A 15,096-nucleotide genomic window follows, 5' to 3' on the forward strand; every position below is an offset into this window, starting at 1 on the left:
ATCAAAAAATGAAAATACCTATCACCATTAAAATGGGTTTAATTTCATGTTTGATTTTCCTGGGAGGGAAATCCCAAGGATTATCACAGGATCTTAATCTTTTTGATTCGGAGGAAATCCTCGAAATCTCTATGAAAGGTGATTTTGACAGGCTTTTTAAAGACACCAAGGGGGAACCGCAGTATTTTGATTTTTCGTTATCCTATGTGGATAACTCCGAAAAGAGCCCTGATATCCCTTTGAAAATAAGAACAAGGGGCCATTTCAGAAGGGAAATGAATATCTGTAATTTTCCACCGCTCTTGCTGAACTTTGCGAAGGAAACTACCATAAATACCGTATTTGAGAAGCAGGATAAACTCAAACTTGTCATGCCCTGTAGAGGGGAAAAGTATTTGTTGCGAGAATTTTATGTGTATAAATTATACAACCTGATCACCGAACAGAGTTTCAAAGTGAGGTTGGTCAGGTTGACATTTGAAGACCTATCCTCCAAGCCAAAAGATTTTGAACCCGTTCTTGCATTTCTGATAGAAGATGAAGACCGGATGGCCGAACGCAACGGGATGACTTCAATCAACCAAGAACTCATCCGACCTGAAAGTATTCCTGCACCTGATTTTCTTAGGATGGCAGTATTTCAATATTTGATTGGAAATACAGATTGGTCCATCCAATACCGACAAAACATCAAATTGATCAATGTGGATAAAGCCTCCCTGCCCATTGCTGTCCCATATGATTTTGACCATGCGGGAATTGTGGAGGCACCTTATGCCAAGCCTGCCCCTGAACTTAAAATGCTCTCTGTAACAGAACGGAGATATAGAGGCTATTGCATGGAAGACATGAAAGTATTTGATGAAACCATTGCCCTGTACAATTCAAAAAAAGAAGCGATTTACAATTTGTATGCTGAAAGCAAGCTTTTGGATGAAAAAACCATCAAATCAACTGTTAAATATTTGGATGGGTTTTATGATTTGGTGAACAATCCCAAAAGACTTAAAACTGAATTTCAATATCCATGCCTTGAAGAAGGGACTGGAAATGTAGTTATCAAAGGCCTCAAAAAATAGACCCCAAAGTCAAATGAAAAAGTTATCCACAATATTCTTTTTATTTTTTGTAACCCTGTCTTTTGCGCAAGAAAGAACTTTGGCCGAAAAACTTGGCTACACCAAAACCGATAAATTACTCATCATCCATGCTGACGATATAGGTTTGTCCCATTCTGAAAATATCGCTACCATTTCCTCTATGACCGAGGGTTTTGTGAATTCCACCAGTATTATGATGCCCTGCGCTTGGTCTACTGAAGTGGGAGAACTGATCAAAGATCACCCAAACCTTGATATAGGAGTGCATATTACCTTAACCAATGAGTGGTTCAATTACAAATGGGGACCAATGGCAGACAATGTGCCGGGATTACAAGGGCCGGATGGCTACATGTACCCCGATTGCGCCTCAGTAGCCAAAAATGCAAGTCCCGCGGAAGTGGAAAAAGAAATCCGTGCCCAAATCGAAGCTGCTTTAAGAATCGGAATCAAACCTACCCACCTTGATTCCCACATGGGCTGCATCTTCTATGGCAGGCCTGAGTTTCTTCACTCTTACCTCAAATTGGCAAAAGAATATGGTTTCCCTGCGATGGTTGTTCCTGAAATGGTCGAATCCATTATAAAAACTAACCCCGAATTGTTCAAAGACATCGATGTGGATAACTTGCTTGTCATTGATCAGGTAGCTATTGCCTCTTCAACTATCTATGATGAAAAAGGAATGGAAGGATTTTATTCGGATTTGTTCAGCAACCTGGAATCTGGTATCACTGCACTTCTAATCCATGTCGCCTATGATGATGAAGAAATGAAGGCGGTCACCGTTCGTCACCTCTATTGGAATTCTACTTGGAGACAGGCAGATTACGATTTCTTCACCAGTGAAAAAGGCCGGCAATTGATCAAAGACAACAACATCAAACTCGTTACCTGGAGAGAAATCGCATCAGTAAACTAGCTTTTATGGAAATAATTTATTTGATTGGTATCGGATTAAGCTGGCTATATAATTCCAACTTCATCTGATAATTTTAATTTACTATCTCGCAAAATATTACGGTTATGTTTAGAAATTCATTTATCAACACCTTGGGTGTTGGATTGTCGTTGCTTTTGATCACCTCCTGCGAAACCACCTGTAAAGACACCCTCTTTGAATTGGAAGAATTGTCAATGGTTCCAAGGACTATTGATGGAGCAGGAAACAGTATTTGGTACAATGATGACGCACTTCCCATCGACAGGCTGATTGTCAATATCCGAATGGTAAAACCAGTTCAGGTACTATTTAATCCAAGTCCTGAATGTCCCTTGGTTTACAAAAACAGTAATCCTGTCACTTCTTTCCAATTGGTCAGCAATGAAGATTTCAATGATGCATATCCTGCCGGTTCGGATTTGTTTGAAGTTGTAAGTTTTTCAGATTTAACAAAGACCTATACCAAAGAGGAATTTGTAGATAACTTTGTAAATGAATCCAATTTTGGCACCTTCTATTTCACATTTACCGAAAGTCCTGAAGTTTCTGAAATGCATTCCTTGAAAATTATTGCCAGGTTTCAAGATGGTTCTACCAAACAATCCTCCATCATTCCGGTATTGCTGACGCCATAAAATGAGAGTAAATAGAATCTTATCCACAATTTTTTCAATCATTTTCTTCTTCCAGGTGTTACCTGTTTTGACCTTTTCCTGCATAGAGGATTGTTCGGGTCAAGCACTGTTCCTACGATATAGTGACTTGTCGGCCATGCCTTTGGAGTATATTCCAAGCAATCCTGGTTGGAGGGTAGATGAATGGTCAAATCAAAAAAACCTGACGACAGGGAAGCTGTTAATTATGTTTGACTTGACCTATGAATCAATAGCGGAAGTTAAACAAACCACCTCGACATCGGGGTTGCCTTTTGCTTTTGCCTGTGATCCGGCAGTCAACTTTGAATCTCCTGTCAAAACATGGGAATTGAACAGCAATAAAAATTTCAACGACAATTATCCGGCAGGCGCTGTATTTAATGACATCGTTTTAATTGCGCCTAGAATAGGAGGACAATTTTTTCCATTTTCTGAATATCTTGATCCAATATCGGGAAATAGGGGTTTGGGCACTTCATTTGTTCGATTTTCAGAGTTATCCACACAGACATCTCCCTTTGATCTCACTTGTACCATCACATTAGAAGATGGAAGGGTTTTTTCAAACACAGTAGAAAACATCGTATTGAGGGTTGAATGAAAAGGCTTAACTTTATTACTTAGCCAATAAATCCAACTTCTATGAATCTTCGACCTTTGCTGTTTTTATTTGGGTTATTGCCTCTGTTTCTTTTTTCCTGTACAAGTAAAACCACCGAAAAACCCTTATTTTCTCAGTTAAATGAAGTGGAGGGCCTAATTGGAAAAGCCGAATACTTGTCCTCACCCTATGTCACCGCCGGAGACCGTGTCTATATGGTCGGCCATCAAGATGGTACATTTCCGGATTTGGGATGGCATGTCAAAGGCGAAATGGGAGGGATCTGGAACCACCCCATCAAACTCATGGATGGCTTTACGGCAGCAATCATAGAACAAGACAATTCCTTTTGTCTCGATGCAGCTCATCAGTTCATCAATTATCCCTTTGCCAACAAACACCTTTTTCAAACTCATATCCCAGGCTTGGAAGTTGAGAGGTTTCAGTTTGTCCCGGAAGGAGTGCAGGGTTTGGTCATCGAATTCACGTTTAGGAATGTGGATAAGTCCGATATTTCATTTGATTTTGAGTTTTCAGGCCATACTGACCTCATGCCGGTGTGGTTGGGAGAAAAAGCAGGCATGGTTGATTTTGAGGACCAACTTTCATTTGATGAAAGTAGACAGGCTTGGCTTGGAAAGGACCAAGGCAATGAATGGTATGCGATGTTTGGGTCAAACCAAAAAGCAATTCCTTCTGAAGGTCCATCTGCAGTTTGTAATTATGAACCACAGGGAAAAGGAAAAGCTGCCAAGTTGGGTTATGAAATCAACTTAAAATCCGAATCCACTCAAAGTATCCGGTTTTTTATCTCCGGTTCTTACACCTCTAAAGCCGATGCAGAGGAAACTTTTGACAAACTCAAGCTGAATGCGGAAACCTACCTCAAAGACAAACAAAAGCATTACAGGCAGCTTGCTTCAAAAGCCAAAATCACCATCCCTGACAAAGAACTTGAAAAAGCTTTTGAATGGATCAAATACAATACAGAATGGCTCGTGAGGGAAGTGCCTGAGGTAGGAAGAGGACTTGGGGCAGGCATGCCCGATTATCCTTGGTGGTTTGGTGTGGACAATGAATACACCCTGAAGGGCGCCATTGCTACAGGTAGAAAGGATTTGGTCTACAGCACCATCGAACTTATCCACAAACTTTCTGAAACCAATGGAAACGGAAAAATAATCCATGAAGTGAGCTCAAACGGGGTGATTTTCAATCCCGGCAATATCAATGAAACACCACAGTTTGCCTCATTGATTTGGTGGGTGTACCAATGGACGGGTGATAGGGAGTTTTTGGCTACATATTACCCAACTGTAAAAAAGGGTCTTCAGTGGCTGATGGATGAAAATGACAAAGACGGAAACCTCTTTCCTGTTGGCTATGGCATGATGGAAATCCATGGTCTCCAATCAGAGATGATCGACGTGGCTTCTTATACCCAAAAAGCCTTTGCAGATGCTGCGCATATCGCTTCAGTAATGGGTGAGGATTCGGTTTCTGTAAGTTATCAACATACCGCGGACCTGATTAAAGAGAAAATCAATAAGGAATTTTGGGTCGAGGAATTCAATGGCTACGCTGACTTTATAGGAACTCCTGCTGAAGCCATCCACCTCGTGGAGGCGGCAATCATCAGGGCGGATACGCTCAATAAACCATGGGCTGTAGAAGAATTGAAAGCTACAAAAAGAAAGTTATCCACTTATCCTCCAAACAAAAAGCAAGGTTTTGTGATTTTTCATAATTGGGTAGTCAATACACCTATGGAAATGGGGATAGCCGATTCTGACAAAGCCATCAGGGCATTGGAAAAAGGCCGAAAATTCACCAATCCATTTGGCGTCTTCGTCACCGGAATCGACAGGGATGAATCTTCTGAGATGGCTGACGGGACATTTGTAGGCAGCAAAGCCTTTTCATATACAGGTGCTGTGATGACTTTGCCTACCGGCGTATCTGCCATAGGAGAAAACAATTATGGAAATCCGGATCAGGCGCTTGATTACCTGAAGCGGATGACCAAGTCATTTGGATTTGCTCTCCCGGGTTCAATCTATGAAGTTTCTCCTGATTATGGCATGATGGCGCAGGCTTGGAACCTATACAGTTTTGGTGTGCCTATCGTGACCCAGTTCTTTGGTATTCAGCCCGAAGCTGCGAATAAAGTTATCCACATATCACCTGCCTTCCCTACTGACTGGAAGGAAGCAAAAATTGAAAATGTAGAAATCGGTGACAATGCCATTTCTTTTGAATACAAAGTGAATGAACTTGGGCAGGTGGAAGCATATCTCTCTCAGGAAAAAGAAGACTGGAGTATTGTGTTCTCTTGGCCTGCATCCATACATACCAATGCTGACCTCAATGGAAATAAAATGGAAGTAGAAAACCAAAAAGACAAAAACAGGATTACATTTACGGGCAAGGGCAATAAGATCAGGTTATATTGAGTTCTTAGGGATTTGATAGATCCCACTTTTGCAACCGCATGTAATTAACCTGACAATTTGATTTAAAATCCATTGGGTCTGATTGTCGGAAAAATGAAATTTGGCCACTAATTTTGGTAATTGTCAAAATACCATTTCACCACAATCTTTAAGATTAAAAATGATAAACAGAAGCTTAAAAACGTTTGGAAATGTTGAAGTTTCTTTATTGGATAGGATAGTGGAAGTGTTAAGCCTTTTGGTGTTGATAGGCTTATGGTCCTTGACCTATTATTTCCAACATCAAAGTCTGGATATAGTCCCTGAAGGATATGATTTTTTCAGTAATCCAAATGAATATTGGGCAAGCAGGATGACCTATTCTGTTCCTTTTGTAGCCACCATTTTATATGTAGGGCTGACCCTCTACAACAAAAGGGTTCAACATGGAGATTATGCGGTAGAAATAAACAAAGAAAATGGGCCGGCATTAAGACAGATCAACAAAAGGCTTTGGAGATGGCTCAAACTCAATATCCTGCTGATGTTTGTAGTGGTCGAATACTTTTCGTTCCACACAGGTTCCAATGCAGGCTCAGGGATCACAGGTTGGTTTATTTTTGTTTTTCCGCTATTACTCTTTGGTCCTGTCATCTACTTTTTTGTAGAATTCTCTAAAAATCAATTGAAGTAAATTTGATACTATTTTAACGATAATTGCCTCATTATCTTTTTGTCCAAGCCTTTCTGATCTCGATATTAAATCTCTTAACATGCCTGTTGTGGAATTCTAAGCACCAGTTCAGGATTTTTGATAATTTGATTTCCTTTCCAGTATCAATCAATATCTATCTTCCACACCCTAATAACCATTAACTCATAAACCCTATAACCAATAACCCTATAACCCAATAACTAATAACCAATTAACCCCCTTTTAGATATTGAACCAATAATTCAGCTTCATGACCAAAGCCCGCTGTTTTGAAATAAAAGTAGAAGGGAAATAATTGTCCGTATACACAATAAACAAATCTGAGACAGGTGCATAGCGCCATTGCAACCTAGTATTGATGTTGATATTGTCAATCTGATTGTTGTACTGAAAGAAGGTTGTCCAAAAAAGACTTTTGGTGAAAGTCAGGTCAATCCTTGGCCCGATTAGGAACAGGTCTGCATCATTTTGTGGTTCCGGCAGCCTGATGTTATTGTAACTGAAATTCATGGAAATATTGGCAATATAGCCCATCCTCCAACTCATCGTCCCTTGTATGGTTTTGATATCCCCCGTGAAATATTCCCCAAAATCACCTCTCAATGACACATATACCTTTTTTCGGGGATTACTGATATACCGAAACCCAATCAGGGAATTGGAATAATCTGTCCCTGCTAGCAATGGCTCGCCTCCGGTCCTAGTAGGATCAAAATCCGAAAACAAATACGTGTACCTGTTTGATGCCGTCACAGTCAAGATGGAGAGAGATTGGAACCGAATCCTGTAAAATAGTGAGTGAAGTCCATCTGTCACTCCCAAATCTTCATTCCACAATGTCTCCGTCTCTACACCGGGACCATGCCGGTTGATAAGTGTGGATCTTGGGAAAAATTGATATTCAAAGGTTGCGAAGCCCCTTTTGTAATCGTTTCGAGGTGTAAAACCAACAGCAGGATTATAATTTTCTCCCACTTGGGAAAAAGCCACCGAGGCGGTGATGGCCGGAGTTGCATAATTCAATGCCGCATGGGCAGTGGAAGATTTATCTAAATCCTCTTTTTCAAATGTCTTGTGGTAAAAAAACTTGCCAGTCCATTTGTTATCCTTCGAGGCAAGGTTATAGTCCACCCCGAGCAGCCTGTTGGAAAGGCTGTCATTGAAGAGGGGAATATCCAATTCCTGATTCAAAGTTTCCCTGTTGACAAAGATCACCCCGATGTTTGATCGGGTAAAAACCTTCCTCTGTATGGCTGCCACCGAGAAGTTTTTGCCAGCGATGCCCCTTTCTTCATCATTGGCAGTCTGCATGTTCATCGCTCCGATCCGCCAGTTGTCGTCAAGCTTTCCACTCAGCCTGCCCCCAAATAGTATCTGGTTCTGTACATTTTGACCGGTAGTTTCATCCCTGTCTACTCCGATCCTTCGGGAGAAAAAAGGGCGGAGGTTAGTGGCTCCAAAATCCGCAAACAAATCAGCGTTTTCAAGAAAAAACTGCCTTCGTTCCGGGAAAAAGATCTCAAATCGGTCTAGGTTGGTCACCTGTTCATCCACTTCTACCTGCGAAAAATCCGGATTTACTGTCAAGTCCATGTTCATCGCCGGTCCAATACCAATCTTGGCATCACCGCCAAAAGTAGGAGTCAACGGATTGGAAGTGCCTGTAAGGAAGTTTCTGTCAGTAGCCATCGCCGCATAAGGAATCAGGGAGAGGTTCGTACTTTCTTTTTTAAGGGGTTCAGAGAATATCAATTTTCTGCTAAAAGCCAGGTTGATCACGTTGAAGTTTCTCGGAATCGGTGACCATGTGCTTCTTTCATTGTACTTGCTGTCGATCCTGTAAAAATTCACATTCCAATTGCTAGCACCGTCATTGTACCTCAGGGTTGAAAATGGAATAGCAGCCTCTATTATCCAATGGTCCTCGTAAATCTTGGCCTCCGAATACCACTTATTGTCCCAGGCGAGGTTAAGGTCAGAGGACTGCATGCCGCCATTGGCGATCAGGGACTCCCGCTGCACTCCGAAGGGATTGATCCCAAACTGAAATCCACTGCTGTAATCATTGAAAGTGTCCAAGACAAAACTGACACCGTCATTTTGCTCCCCTCGGTAATCCCTTCTCAGGGAGGTACTCACATATTCCTGTGGAGTGCGGGGACCAAGGTTATACATCACCGCAGCGATATAAAGAAATTTTTCATCAAAGGCGATTTTTACCCTTGTTTGGGCTTTGGCGAGAGAGGTATCTGAAGGGAAAAACTGCTGAAAATCTTCCGCCCATCCTTCCTGCTGCCAGATGGGTTCATCCAAAACCCCATCCAACTTGATTTCCATTTTGATCTTGTCCGCTATGAGACCTGGTAGCGCCTTATCAGAAGTCTGGGCGAAGGACATACCAATATGTACAAAAAAGAAAAAGGTGAAAATGCGTTTCATGCAGGGGACTTTGTTACCGAAAATAGCCCATGGAATGTTGGGGGCTCCCCTGATTTATACCAAAGGCAAAAAAAAAGCATTTGAGGTATTTTATAACATTTTGAAGGGCTCCCTCAATAAGGCAGGCCAATTTCATCTTCTGCAACAAAATGATACTGGAAGCCCAGATTTTCTGTTTTACTCGCCCATGGCTGTAAGGACGATATTTCTTGAGCCCCCTCGGTCTCGGAATTCACACAGATAAATCCCTTGCCAAGTTCCAAGATTGAGACTTCCATCTGTAATGGGAACCTGTAGGCTGTTGCCAAAAAAACTGCTTTTGATATGGGCAGGCATGTCATCGTCTCCCTCATAATTGTGGATAAACTTCGGATAGCCTTCTGGAATCAGTTCGTTGATAAAGGTCTCGAAGTCTTTTCTCACCGTCGGATCTGCATTTTCATTGATGGTCAATCCGGCCGAGGTATGTTGGATAAATATATGAAGGATACCCATCTTGATCTGTCGTATTTCTGGAAAATGCATTTCTATAATAGAAGTGATGAGGTGAAATCCCCTAGGAAAGGGTTTGAGGCTTATGGTTTTTTGGATGGTCATGAGTATAATTAGGCTAAGGCTTTTTTCTATGCTTCATAAAATTAAAAAAATCCATCTTCTTTCATTTTGAAGGATTGTTTTCAATGTATTGGGCAATTCTTTGATAAGCTCCCTCATCCCTGATGATATGGTCATGGTATTTGGATTGCCATCCAAATTCAAATCCCAATCTGTTGGCATGTTTTGTTACAGCAGATTTATAAGATCTCAATATTGATGGGAGAGAATCTTTCTTTGGGGAAATAGCAGCCATATGTTGGGAGAATTCTGTAATTATGGGAGATTCCTTTCCTTTAAGGAATCCCCTTGTGGAAGAGAAATCCAATGTGGAGTCGTTGCATGCAACGACTCCACATTGGATTTCTCTTCCTTATCTAGATTTCTGGAATCCCCATCTTTATCCTGATTTCTAAAATCCCCATCTTCCTGATATCTGGAATAATTTTTCCCATTTTCTTCCTTTCTCTGATCCTCCTTTCCAAAATCATTTTTTTCTTCTTCCCTTTTTTCATCCGGCTTATTGATGATCAATATTCCATGGATATGATTGGGCATCACTACAAAGGCATCCAATTCTACATATTTGTGGTGATTTTTGATTTCATACCAAAATACATCGGCAAGCACTCCGGCCCCGGAAAGAATCATTTTCCCATTGCTCACCTTTCCAAAATAATGCCGCCTGTTTAAAGTGCAGATCGTGACAAAATAGGCTGCATTCCAGGTATAATCCCACCACTTTGCCCGGAAAGATTCAGTTCGGTATTTGTTTTTATATTTTTCAGCCATAAAAAAGACAAGGAATAGTATACAATGCTCCAATTTACCCCATCCCCATTCCTTCCCCAAATCAACAGCCGATCTTAAACGTTTAAGTTGAAAGGCAAAACTCCAATCCAATTTTAATCAAGGTTTATATTACTTTTGGTAAAAATGGCCATCAAAAAGGACATGTGGATAACTACCGGCTTTTTATTTTTGGATTGAAAATAGTGTTTTCCAAGATTTGTATTTGACTGATTTTTCGCCCAACTTTTGTTCATAAATCTATTTGCCCGATGGCTTACAAAAAATCCTTTCTGATTGCATCGATAGTATTGTTTCTTCCATTTGTCTCCCACTCCCAAGTCCTACAGTATTTCAACAGACATTTTATAGCCATAAAGGATACTGCTGTATACAAGCCTGTGTATTACCTGCAGCTAAGCGAAGGAGAACCGGATCCAACTTCCAAGTATTTCAGAATGGACAATTCCCTTGCTTTGGAACAAACCAATGAAAAAGATGCATCAGGAAAACTCATTCGAAGGAATACCGCCCGTTTTGCGGAGGACGGGTACCTCATTAGCAAAACCTTCAGGGATTATGTCAGAGACAGTATCGTGGAATTCACCTTTTTTGCAAACGGCAATCTCAAATCCTCCAAAACCACAGTAAAAAACGAAGTCCTTGAAAATCTTTCTTTTGATGAAAAAGGAACTCCAAGAACTGCCCCGACCTACGAAAATGCACTCCCGGTGGGTGGGATGGGAGCATGGAGAAATTTCCTCATCCAAAACCTCAAGTATCCAGAGCCTCTAATCGACGCTGGGATAGAAGGCAAAGCAGATATTTTCTTTGAATTAAATGAAATTGGTGAAATCACTTTCTATGAGGTCATGAATGTGGAATATGTACATCCCGATTTGGCCAAGGAAGCAATGAGGGTATTTGCCCTTTTTGCCAAAAAACCTTGGAACCCCACTAAAGTGGATGGTATTGCCGTCAAATCAACCATGATTTTGCCGGTTACTTTTAAACTGGAAAATTAATTTTTCTTTGAAGTAATGGAGCCCATCTATCATTTCAATACCTGCATATTGCCCAAATCAAGCAATTATGTAATTCTTATTTTTTTTCTGTAAGCCATAGACTTTTGTTTTGAGTCACCTTTGCGCCACGGATAAGATTCCTTATTGTGGGAATTACCCGCCCAAAAAAACAAAACAAAAACTTATGAAATTTTACCTCATTGGATTCATGATGGCTTTCATCCTGACAAGCAGCGCATCAGCCCAACATATCAACATTGGTGTCAAAGGTGGCCTGAATGTGTACAACATCACTGATGGAAGCCAATACAATCCCAAAGCAGGACTCAACTTGGGTCTCCTTGGTCATATTCACTTGACTGACCAATTTGCACTGCAACCCGAATTATACTACTCCGGCCAAGGCGCAAAAATTGATAACCTCAATACCAACCTCAATCTTGATTATATTAATGTACCTGTATTACTTCAATACATGTTTGACAACGGATTCAGGGTTCAGGCAGGACCGCAACTTGGATTTTTGGTGGCGGCCAAAACAAAATCTGGAGACACCTCCATCAATGTCAATGACCAATTTGAAAGCATCGATGTGGGCTTAGGAATCGGCGCAAGCTATATCAATCCTGCAACCGGATTTGGAGTGGATGCAAGATACAACCACGGGCTGAGCAATATCAGGGCTTCTAGCAACTCCGAATCAAGAAACAGAGGATTCCAGTTGGGTGTCTTCTACCTCTTCAAACACAAAAATTAATCTATTTTGCAAGAATATAGGGACAGCATTAGCTGTCCCTTTTTTTGTGTTTAAATTTTCGAACTGAATAGCACTCCGATTGGAATTAACTATAAGAGCTCGAAAAGTAAAAAGAAACGTTCCCTTTAAAACAGTCAAAAACCCTCCCAATCCCTCACCATCCCATCAGGGATTTCTCAGGCTAAAGGGATTCTGTATTTTCGACTAAATTTCTGACTACTGAAAACTGACCACTTCCTACTTTCTCGCTTCTTAATTCCTATTCACCTTCCCGATCCCTGAAACCTTCTCGCTGATGATGGTTGGATTGCCGGTGTAGTTGACCACCCCGATGCCATCAACTTTCAGGGTCAACTCACCTTCGCAATGAACGGAAACAGCTCCTATCCCTGAACTCGTAAGATCCACATTTTGCACCGAAAAATCAGAGGCATCAATATTCCCGATGCCTTCGTTGACAAGCGTCATTTCATTTGCCCTTCCTTTCAGCGTCATGTTGCCGACGAAGTTCAGCCTTGCATTAAGACTTTGTGCATCGAGATCCAAGGATAAATTTCCGACTCCGTTTCCTGCAATCAGCATCTCACCCACATCCAAAGTTCCTGAATTCTTGATATTGCCCACTCCTTCAAACCTGATTTCACTCAAGTCAGTAATATCGAGGTCTATCTGAAGCTCCTCTTTCATAAAAAATGCACCCGACTCTTCTTCATCCAAAGTCAATTCCAAAAGGTCTCCCGTCTGCACCACCTGAAGTTTATTGACAAGATCCTCATTGCCTGAAATCACCATGGATTCCTTACCCCCCTGAGATATATTGACACTGAAAATTCCTTTAAGCTTTAGCTTGCTGACGCCTTCTATGGCTTTTTCCTCAGTGTAACTGTTGTTATTGCTGTTGCAGGAAAACAGAAACATCCCTGTCAGAAAATAAATGATCAAAATTCCTTTGGCTTTCATATTGCTGTGGTTTAAAATTTAAAACAATGTCATGAAAATAAGGAATATCTCTGAAAATCATTGAAGTTAATGGATTGAAATAGAAGAGAATCAAATCTTATCATGGAATTCAGACAAAATCCCTGCTTTCGAGATTGGAGATTACAAGGCAGTCAATGGAATGGTATTTGCACTGTTTAACCCAGTTAATGGATTTGTAACCTTAAACGAAAGTAACCATGAAAACCAATGAATTGATTACCAAACTTCAAGAATGTGCCAATGCTTGTTTTCATTGCGCAGATGCATGCCTGCATGAGGAGGATGTCAGTCATATGGCAGCCTGCATCCAGACGGATCAGGTCTGCGGGTCAATATGCCTGACTACCAGTAAAATTCTTGCCAGTAATTTCAACGATGTAAATGACTTGATTAAATATTGTGCTAAAATCTGTGGAATATGTGCTGAAGAATGTGCCAAACATGATCATGCCCATTGTCAGGCTTGTGCCAAAGCATGTAAAAGCTGCAAAGAAGCCTGCTTGTCTTATCTGAATAATTAAACCAAAAATTGGAGCCTGATCCTGAAAAGATCAGGCTTTTTTTTGTCCTTGATCCATTCAAAATCCTTAAAAACCGAAAATTCTAAAAGTGAAAAACTTATCCTTTTTCTTAAATTTAAAAAAAGTATCCCCTCATGTCCGATAAAGCACTTAATAGAAGAAATTTCCTTTCCCAAACCATGGCCCTCACCGGTGCCGGCATTCTTGCACCCTCATTTTCATTTGGAAGTACCCCCGGCAGCACAATACAAAAAGGCGAAAGTTCCAGGAAAGTTTTCAAAAACGTCAGGATGGAAACAGGCTTTGTCCGCGACGAGATTGAAGTCATTGCGACCAAAACAGCACTTTTTTCCATGGTTGTCGAAAATGGAAAAATCACCGAAATTCTACCCAACAGTTCTGACCCTTCAGCCATCGATGCCAAAGGTTTTCTGATGCTGCCTGCCATGAAGGACATGCATATCCACTTGGACAAAACCTACTACGGCGGACCTTGGAAAGCCCGGGAAAGCAAGTTCAGAACGGTCAAGGAACTCATCGAACATGAAAAAGTGGTGATTCCAACACTCTTGCCACATTCTACAGAAAGGGCCGAAAAGCTGATCCAACTCCTCCAATCCAAAGGGACAGACTATGCCCGTAGCCATGTCAACATTGAACCCACATCCCAACTCGATTCCCTGAAAAACCTTCAATTAGCCCTTGAAAACAAAAAAGATTCATTCGGCGCCGAGCTTGTTGCTTTTCCCCAACATGGCATTTACTATTCAGGTTCTCAGGACTTGATGCGAGAAGCTGCACAGATGGACATTGACTATATTGGTGGCGTGGATCCATTTTCTCTGGATGGTCAAATCGAAAAAACCATGGATTTCACCGTCCAACTTGCTTTGGACTACAACAAAGGCTTGGACATCCACTTACACGAATCAGGAGAATCAGGTCTCAAAACGGTTCAGTACCTGATCGCCAAAGTAAACGAAAACCCTGTCCTCAAAGGCAAAACCTACCTGAGTCATTGCTTTGTGATGGGAAAATTGGATGAGAAAACGCTGAAGACGACCTGTGAAGCCCTGGCCCACGCGGATATCGGAATCACTACCACAGTTCCCATCGGTTACAATGTGATGCCCATTCCTGCTATGTTGGACCATGGCATCCGGGTCATGTCAGGAACAGACTGTGTGACCGACCACTGGCAACCCTTTGGCACCGGAAGTATGCTGGACAAAGCCAAAAACATGGCCGAACTCTATCGCTACAACCACGAGTACGGATTGTCAAGATGCCTGGGCATAGGTACCAAAGGCCTGACACCATTGGACAATCAGGGCAATCAGGTTTGGCCCAAAGTCGGTGATGAAGCAAGTTTCAACCTGGTAAATGCCTCTTGTTCCGCTGAAACGGTGGCTAGACTGTCACCTATCATGCAACTGTATCACCACGGAAAACTGGTTTTTGAAAACAGTGTACGGTAAAATCAATTAGGCAAAAAAAATGGTTTTCAATTATGTGTATCCACTTTCTTTCACGTAGCCAAACA

Annotated in this window: 15 protein-coding genes; 10 read left to right on the forward strand and 5 right to left on the reverse strand. The window is 41.4% G+C overall.

Annotation, left to right across the window (positions count from 1 at the left end):
- The first annotated feature begins 8 nt into the window (after nt 1-8).
- The 6 genes from NK987_RS05375 (at nt 9) to NK987_RS05400 (ending at nt 6,426) form a co-directional block, all read left to right on the forward strand.
- Nucleotides 9-1,079 (forward strand): hypothetical protein, encoded by a 1,071-nt coding sequence (locus NK987_RS05375; protein WP_259263038.1) that lies wholly within the window; start codon nt 9-11, stop codon nt 1,077-1,079.
- Between the two features lie 13 nt (nt 1,080-1,092).
- A complete protein-coding gene (locus NK987_RS05380; RefSeq protein WP_259263039.1) occupies nt 1,093-2,022 on the forward strand; it encodes a polysaccharide deacetylase family protein in 930 nt (309 codons plus the stop codon).
- Nucleotides 2,023-2,126: 104 nt separating this feature from the next.
- The gene (locus NK987_RS05385) at nt 2,127-2,678 is read left to right on the forward strand and encodes a DUF5034 domain-containing protein (RefSeq protein WP_259263040.1); all 552 of its coding nucleotides are present in this window, start codon (nt 2,127-2,129) and stop codon (nt 2,676-2,678) included.
- A 1-nt stretch (nt 2,679) separates the two neighbouring features.
- Nucleotides 2,680-3,300: a hypothetical protein gene (locus NK987_RS05390; RefSeq protein WP_259263041.1), complete on the forward strand. Its 621-nt coding sequence runs from the start codon at nt 2,680-2,682 to the stop codon at nt 3,298-3,300.
- Between the two features lie 41 nt (nt 3,301-3,341).
- The gene (locus tag NK987_RS05395; protein ID WP_259263042.1) at nt 3,342-5,753 is read left to right on the forward strand and encodes an alpha-L-rhamnosidase-related protein; all 2,412 of its coding nucleotides are present in this window, start codon (nt 3,342-3,344) and stop codon (nt 5,751-5,753) included.
- Nucleotides 5,754-5,913: 160 nt separating this feature from the next.
- The gene (locus tag NK987_RS05400) at nt 5,914-6,426 is read left to right on the forward strand and encodes a hypothetical protein (RefSeq protein ID WP_259263043.1); all 513 of its coding nucleotides are present in this window, start codon (nt 5,914-5,916) and stop codon (nt 6,424-6,426) included.
- Nucleotides 6,427-6,669: 243 nt separating this feature from the next.
- Here NK987_RS05400 and NK987_RS05405 read toward each other — a convergent pair whose 3' ends face one another.
- From NK987_RS05405 to NK987_RS05420, 4 genes are all read right to left on the reverse strand, one after another.
- A complete protein-coding gene (locus NK987_RS05405; protein ID WP_259263044.1) occupies nt 6,670-8,886 on the reverse strand; it encodes a carbohydrate binding family 9 domain-containing protein in 2,217 nt (738 codons plus the stop codon).
- Nucleotides 8,887-9,063: 177 nt separating this feature from the next.
- Nucleotides 9,064-9,483, reverse strand: a complete 420-nt coding sequence (locus tag NK987_RS05410; protein ID WP_259263045.1) for a secondary thiamine-phosphate synthase enzyme YjbQ — start codon at nt 9,481-9,483, stop codon at nt 9,064-9,066.
- A gap of 61 nt (nt 9,484-9,544) precedes the next feature.
- Nucleotides 9,545-9,736: a transposase gene (locus NK987_RS05415; protein WP_259263046.1), complete on the reverse strand. Its 192-nt coding sequence runs from the start codon at nt 9,734-9,736 to the stop codon at nt 9,545-9,547.
- 20 nt (nt 9,737-9,756) lie between these two features.
- Nucleotides 9,757-10,272, reverse strand: a complete 516-nt coding sequence (locus NK987_RS05420; protein ID WP_259263047.1) for a transposase — start codon at nt 10,270-10,272, stop codon at nt 9,757-9,759.
- Between the two features lie 269 nt (nt 10,273-10,541).
- Between NK987_RS05420 and NK987_RS05425 the strand changes: the two genes are divergently transcribed.
- Nucleotides 10,542-11,294 (forward strand): energy transducer TonB, encoded by a 753-nt coding sequence (locus NK987_RS05425; RefSeq protein ID WP_259263048.1) that lies wholly within the window; start codon nt 10,542-10,544, stop codon nt 11,292-11,294.
- Nucleotides 11,295-11,478: 184 nt separating this feature from the next.
- Nucleotides 11,479-12,051, forward strand: coding sequence for a porin family protein (locus tag NK987_RS05430; RefSeq protein ID WP_259263049.1), 573 nt, complete (start codon nt 11,479-11,481; stop codon nt 12,049-12,051).
- A gap of 252 nt (nt 12,052-12,303) precedes the next feature.
- Here the strand turns inward: NK987_RS05430 and NK987_RS05435 are convergent, their stop codons facing one another.
- Nucleotides 12,304-13,011 carry a GIN domain-containing protein gene (locus tag NK987_RS05435; protein ID WP_259263050.1) on the reverse strand — a complete coding sequence of 236 codons (708 nt, stop codon included), beginning with the start codon at nt 13,009-13,011 and terminating at the stop codon, nt 12,304-12,306.
- Nucleotides 13,012-13,229: 218 nt separating this feature from the next.
- Here NK987_RS05435 and NK987_RS05440 point away from each other — a divergent pair, with 218 nt between their 5' ends.
- Nucleotides 13,230-13,553, forward strand: a complete 324-nt coding sequence (locus tag NK987_RS05440; protein WP_259263051.1) for a four-helix bundle copper-binding protein — start codon at nt 13,230-13,232, stop codon at nt 13,551-13,553.
- A gap of 134 nt (nt 13,554-13,687) precedes the next feature.
- Complete coding sequence (locus NK987_RS05445; protein WP_259263052.1) at nt 13,688-15,031, forward strand: amidohydrolase; 1,344 nt, start codon at nt 13,688-13,690, stop codon at nt 15,029-15,031.
- Nucleotides 15,032-15,096 lie beyond the last annotated feature (65 nt).

The sequence above is a fragment of the Aquiflexum gelatinilyticum genome (assembly GCF_024813435.1).
GTDB lineage: Bacteria > Bacteroidota > Bacteroidia > Cytophagales > Cyclobacteriaceae > Cognataquiflexum > Cognataquiflexum gelatinilyticum.

Excerpts from the sequence above, each read along its gene's own strand:
- NK987_RS05375 (WP_259263038.1), top strand. The coding sequence starts at position 9 with ATGAAAATACCTATCACCATTAAAATGGGTTTAATTTCATGTTTGATT.
- NK987_RS05380 (WP_259263039.1), top strand. The coding sequence starts at position 1,093 with ATGAAAAAGTTATCCACAATATTCTTTTTATTTTTTGTAACCCTGTCT.
- NK987_RS05385 (WP_259263040.1), top strand. The coding sequence starts at position 2,127 with ATGTTTAGAAATTCATTTATCAACACCTTGGGTGTTGGATTGTCGTTG.
- NK987_RS05390 (WP_259263041.1), top strand. The coding sequence starts at position 2,680 with ATGAGAGTAAATAGAATCTTATCCACAATTTTTTCAATCATTTTCTTC.
- NK987_RS05395 (WP_259263042.1), top strand. The coding sequence starts at position 3,342 with ATGAATCTTCGACCTTTGCTGTTTTTATTTGGGTTATTGCCTCTGTTT.
- NK987_RS05400 (WP_259263043.1), top strand. The coding sequence starts at position 5,914 with ATGATAAACAGAAGCTTAAAAACGTTTGGAAATGTTGAAGTTTCTTTA.
- NK987_RS05405 (WP_259263044.1), bottom strand. The coding sequence starts at position 8,886 with ATGAAACGCATTTTCACCTTTTTCTTTTTTGTACATATTGGTATGTCC.
- NK987_RS05410 (WP_259263045.1), bottom strand. The coding sequence starts at position 9,483 with ATGACCATCCAAAAAACCATAAGCCTCAAACCCTTTCCTAGGGGATTT.
- NK987_RS05415 (WP_259263046.1), bottom strand. The coding sequence starts at position 9,736 with ATGGCTGCTATTTCCCCAAAGAAAGATTCTCTCCCATCAATATTGAGA.
- NK987_RS05420 (WP_259263047.1), bottom strand. The coding sequence starts at position 10,272 with ATGGCTGAAAAATATAAAAACAAATACCGAACTGAATCTTTCCGGGCA.
- NK987_RS05425 (WP_259263048.1), top strand. The coding sequence starts at position 10,542 with ATGGCTTACAAAAAATCCTTTCTGATTGCATCGATAGTATTGTTTCTT.
- NK987_RS05430 (WP_259263049.1), top strand. The coding sequence starts at position 11,479 with ATGAAATTTTACCTCATTGGATTCATGATGGCTTTCATCCTGACAAGC.
- NK987_RS05435 (WP_259263050.1), bottom strand. The coding sequence starts at position 13,011 with ATGAAAGCCAAAGGAATTTTGATCATTTATTTTCTGACAGGGATGTTT.
- NK987_RS05440 (WP_259263051.1), top strand. The coding sequence starts at position 13,230 with ATGAAAACCAATGAATTGATTACCAAACTTCAAGAATGTGCCAATGCT.
- NK987_RS05445 (WP_259263052.1), top strand. The coding sequence starts at position 13,688 with ATGTCCGATAAAGCACTTAATAGAAGAAATTTCCTTTCCCAAACCATG.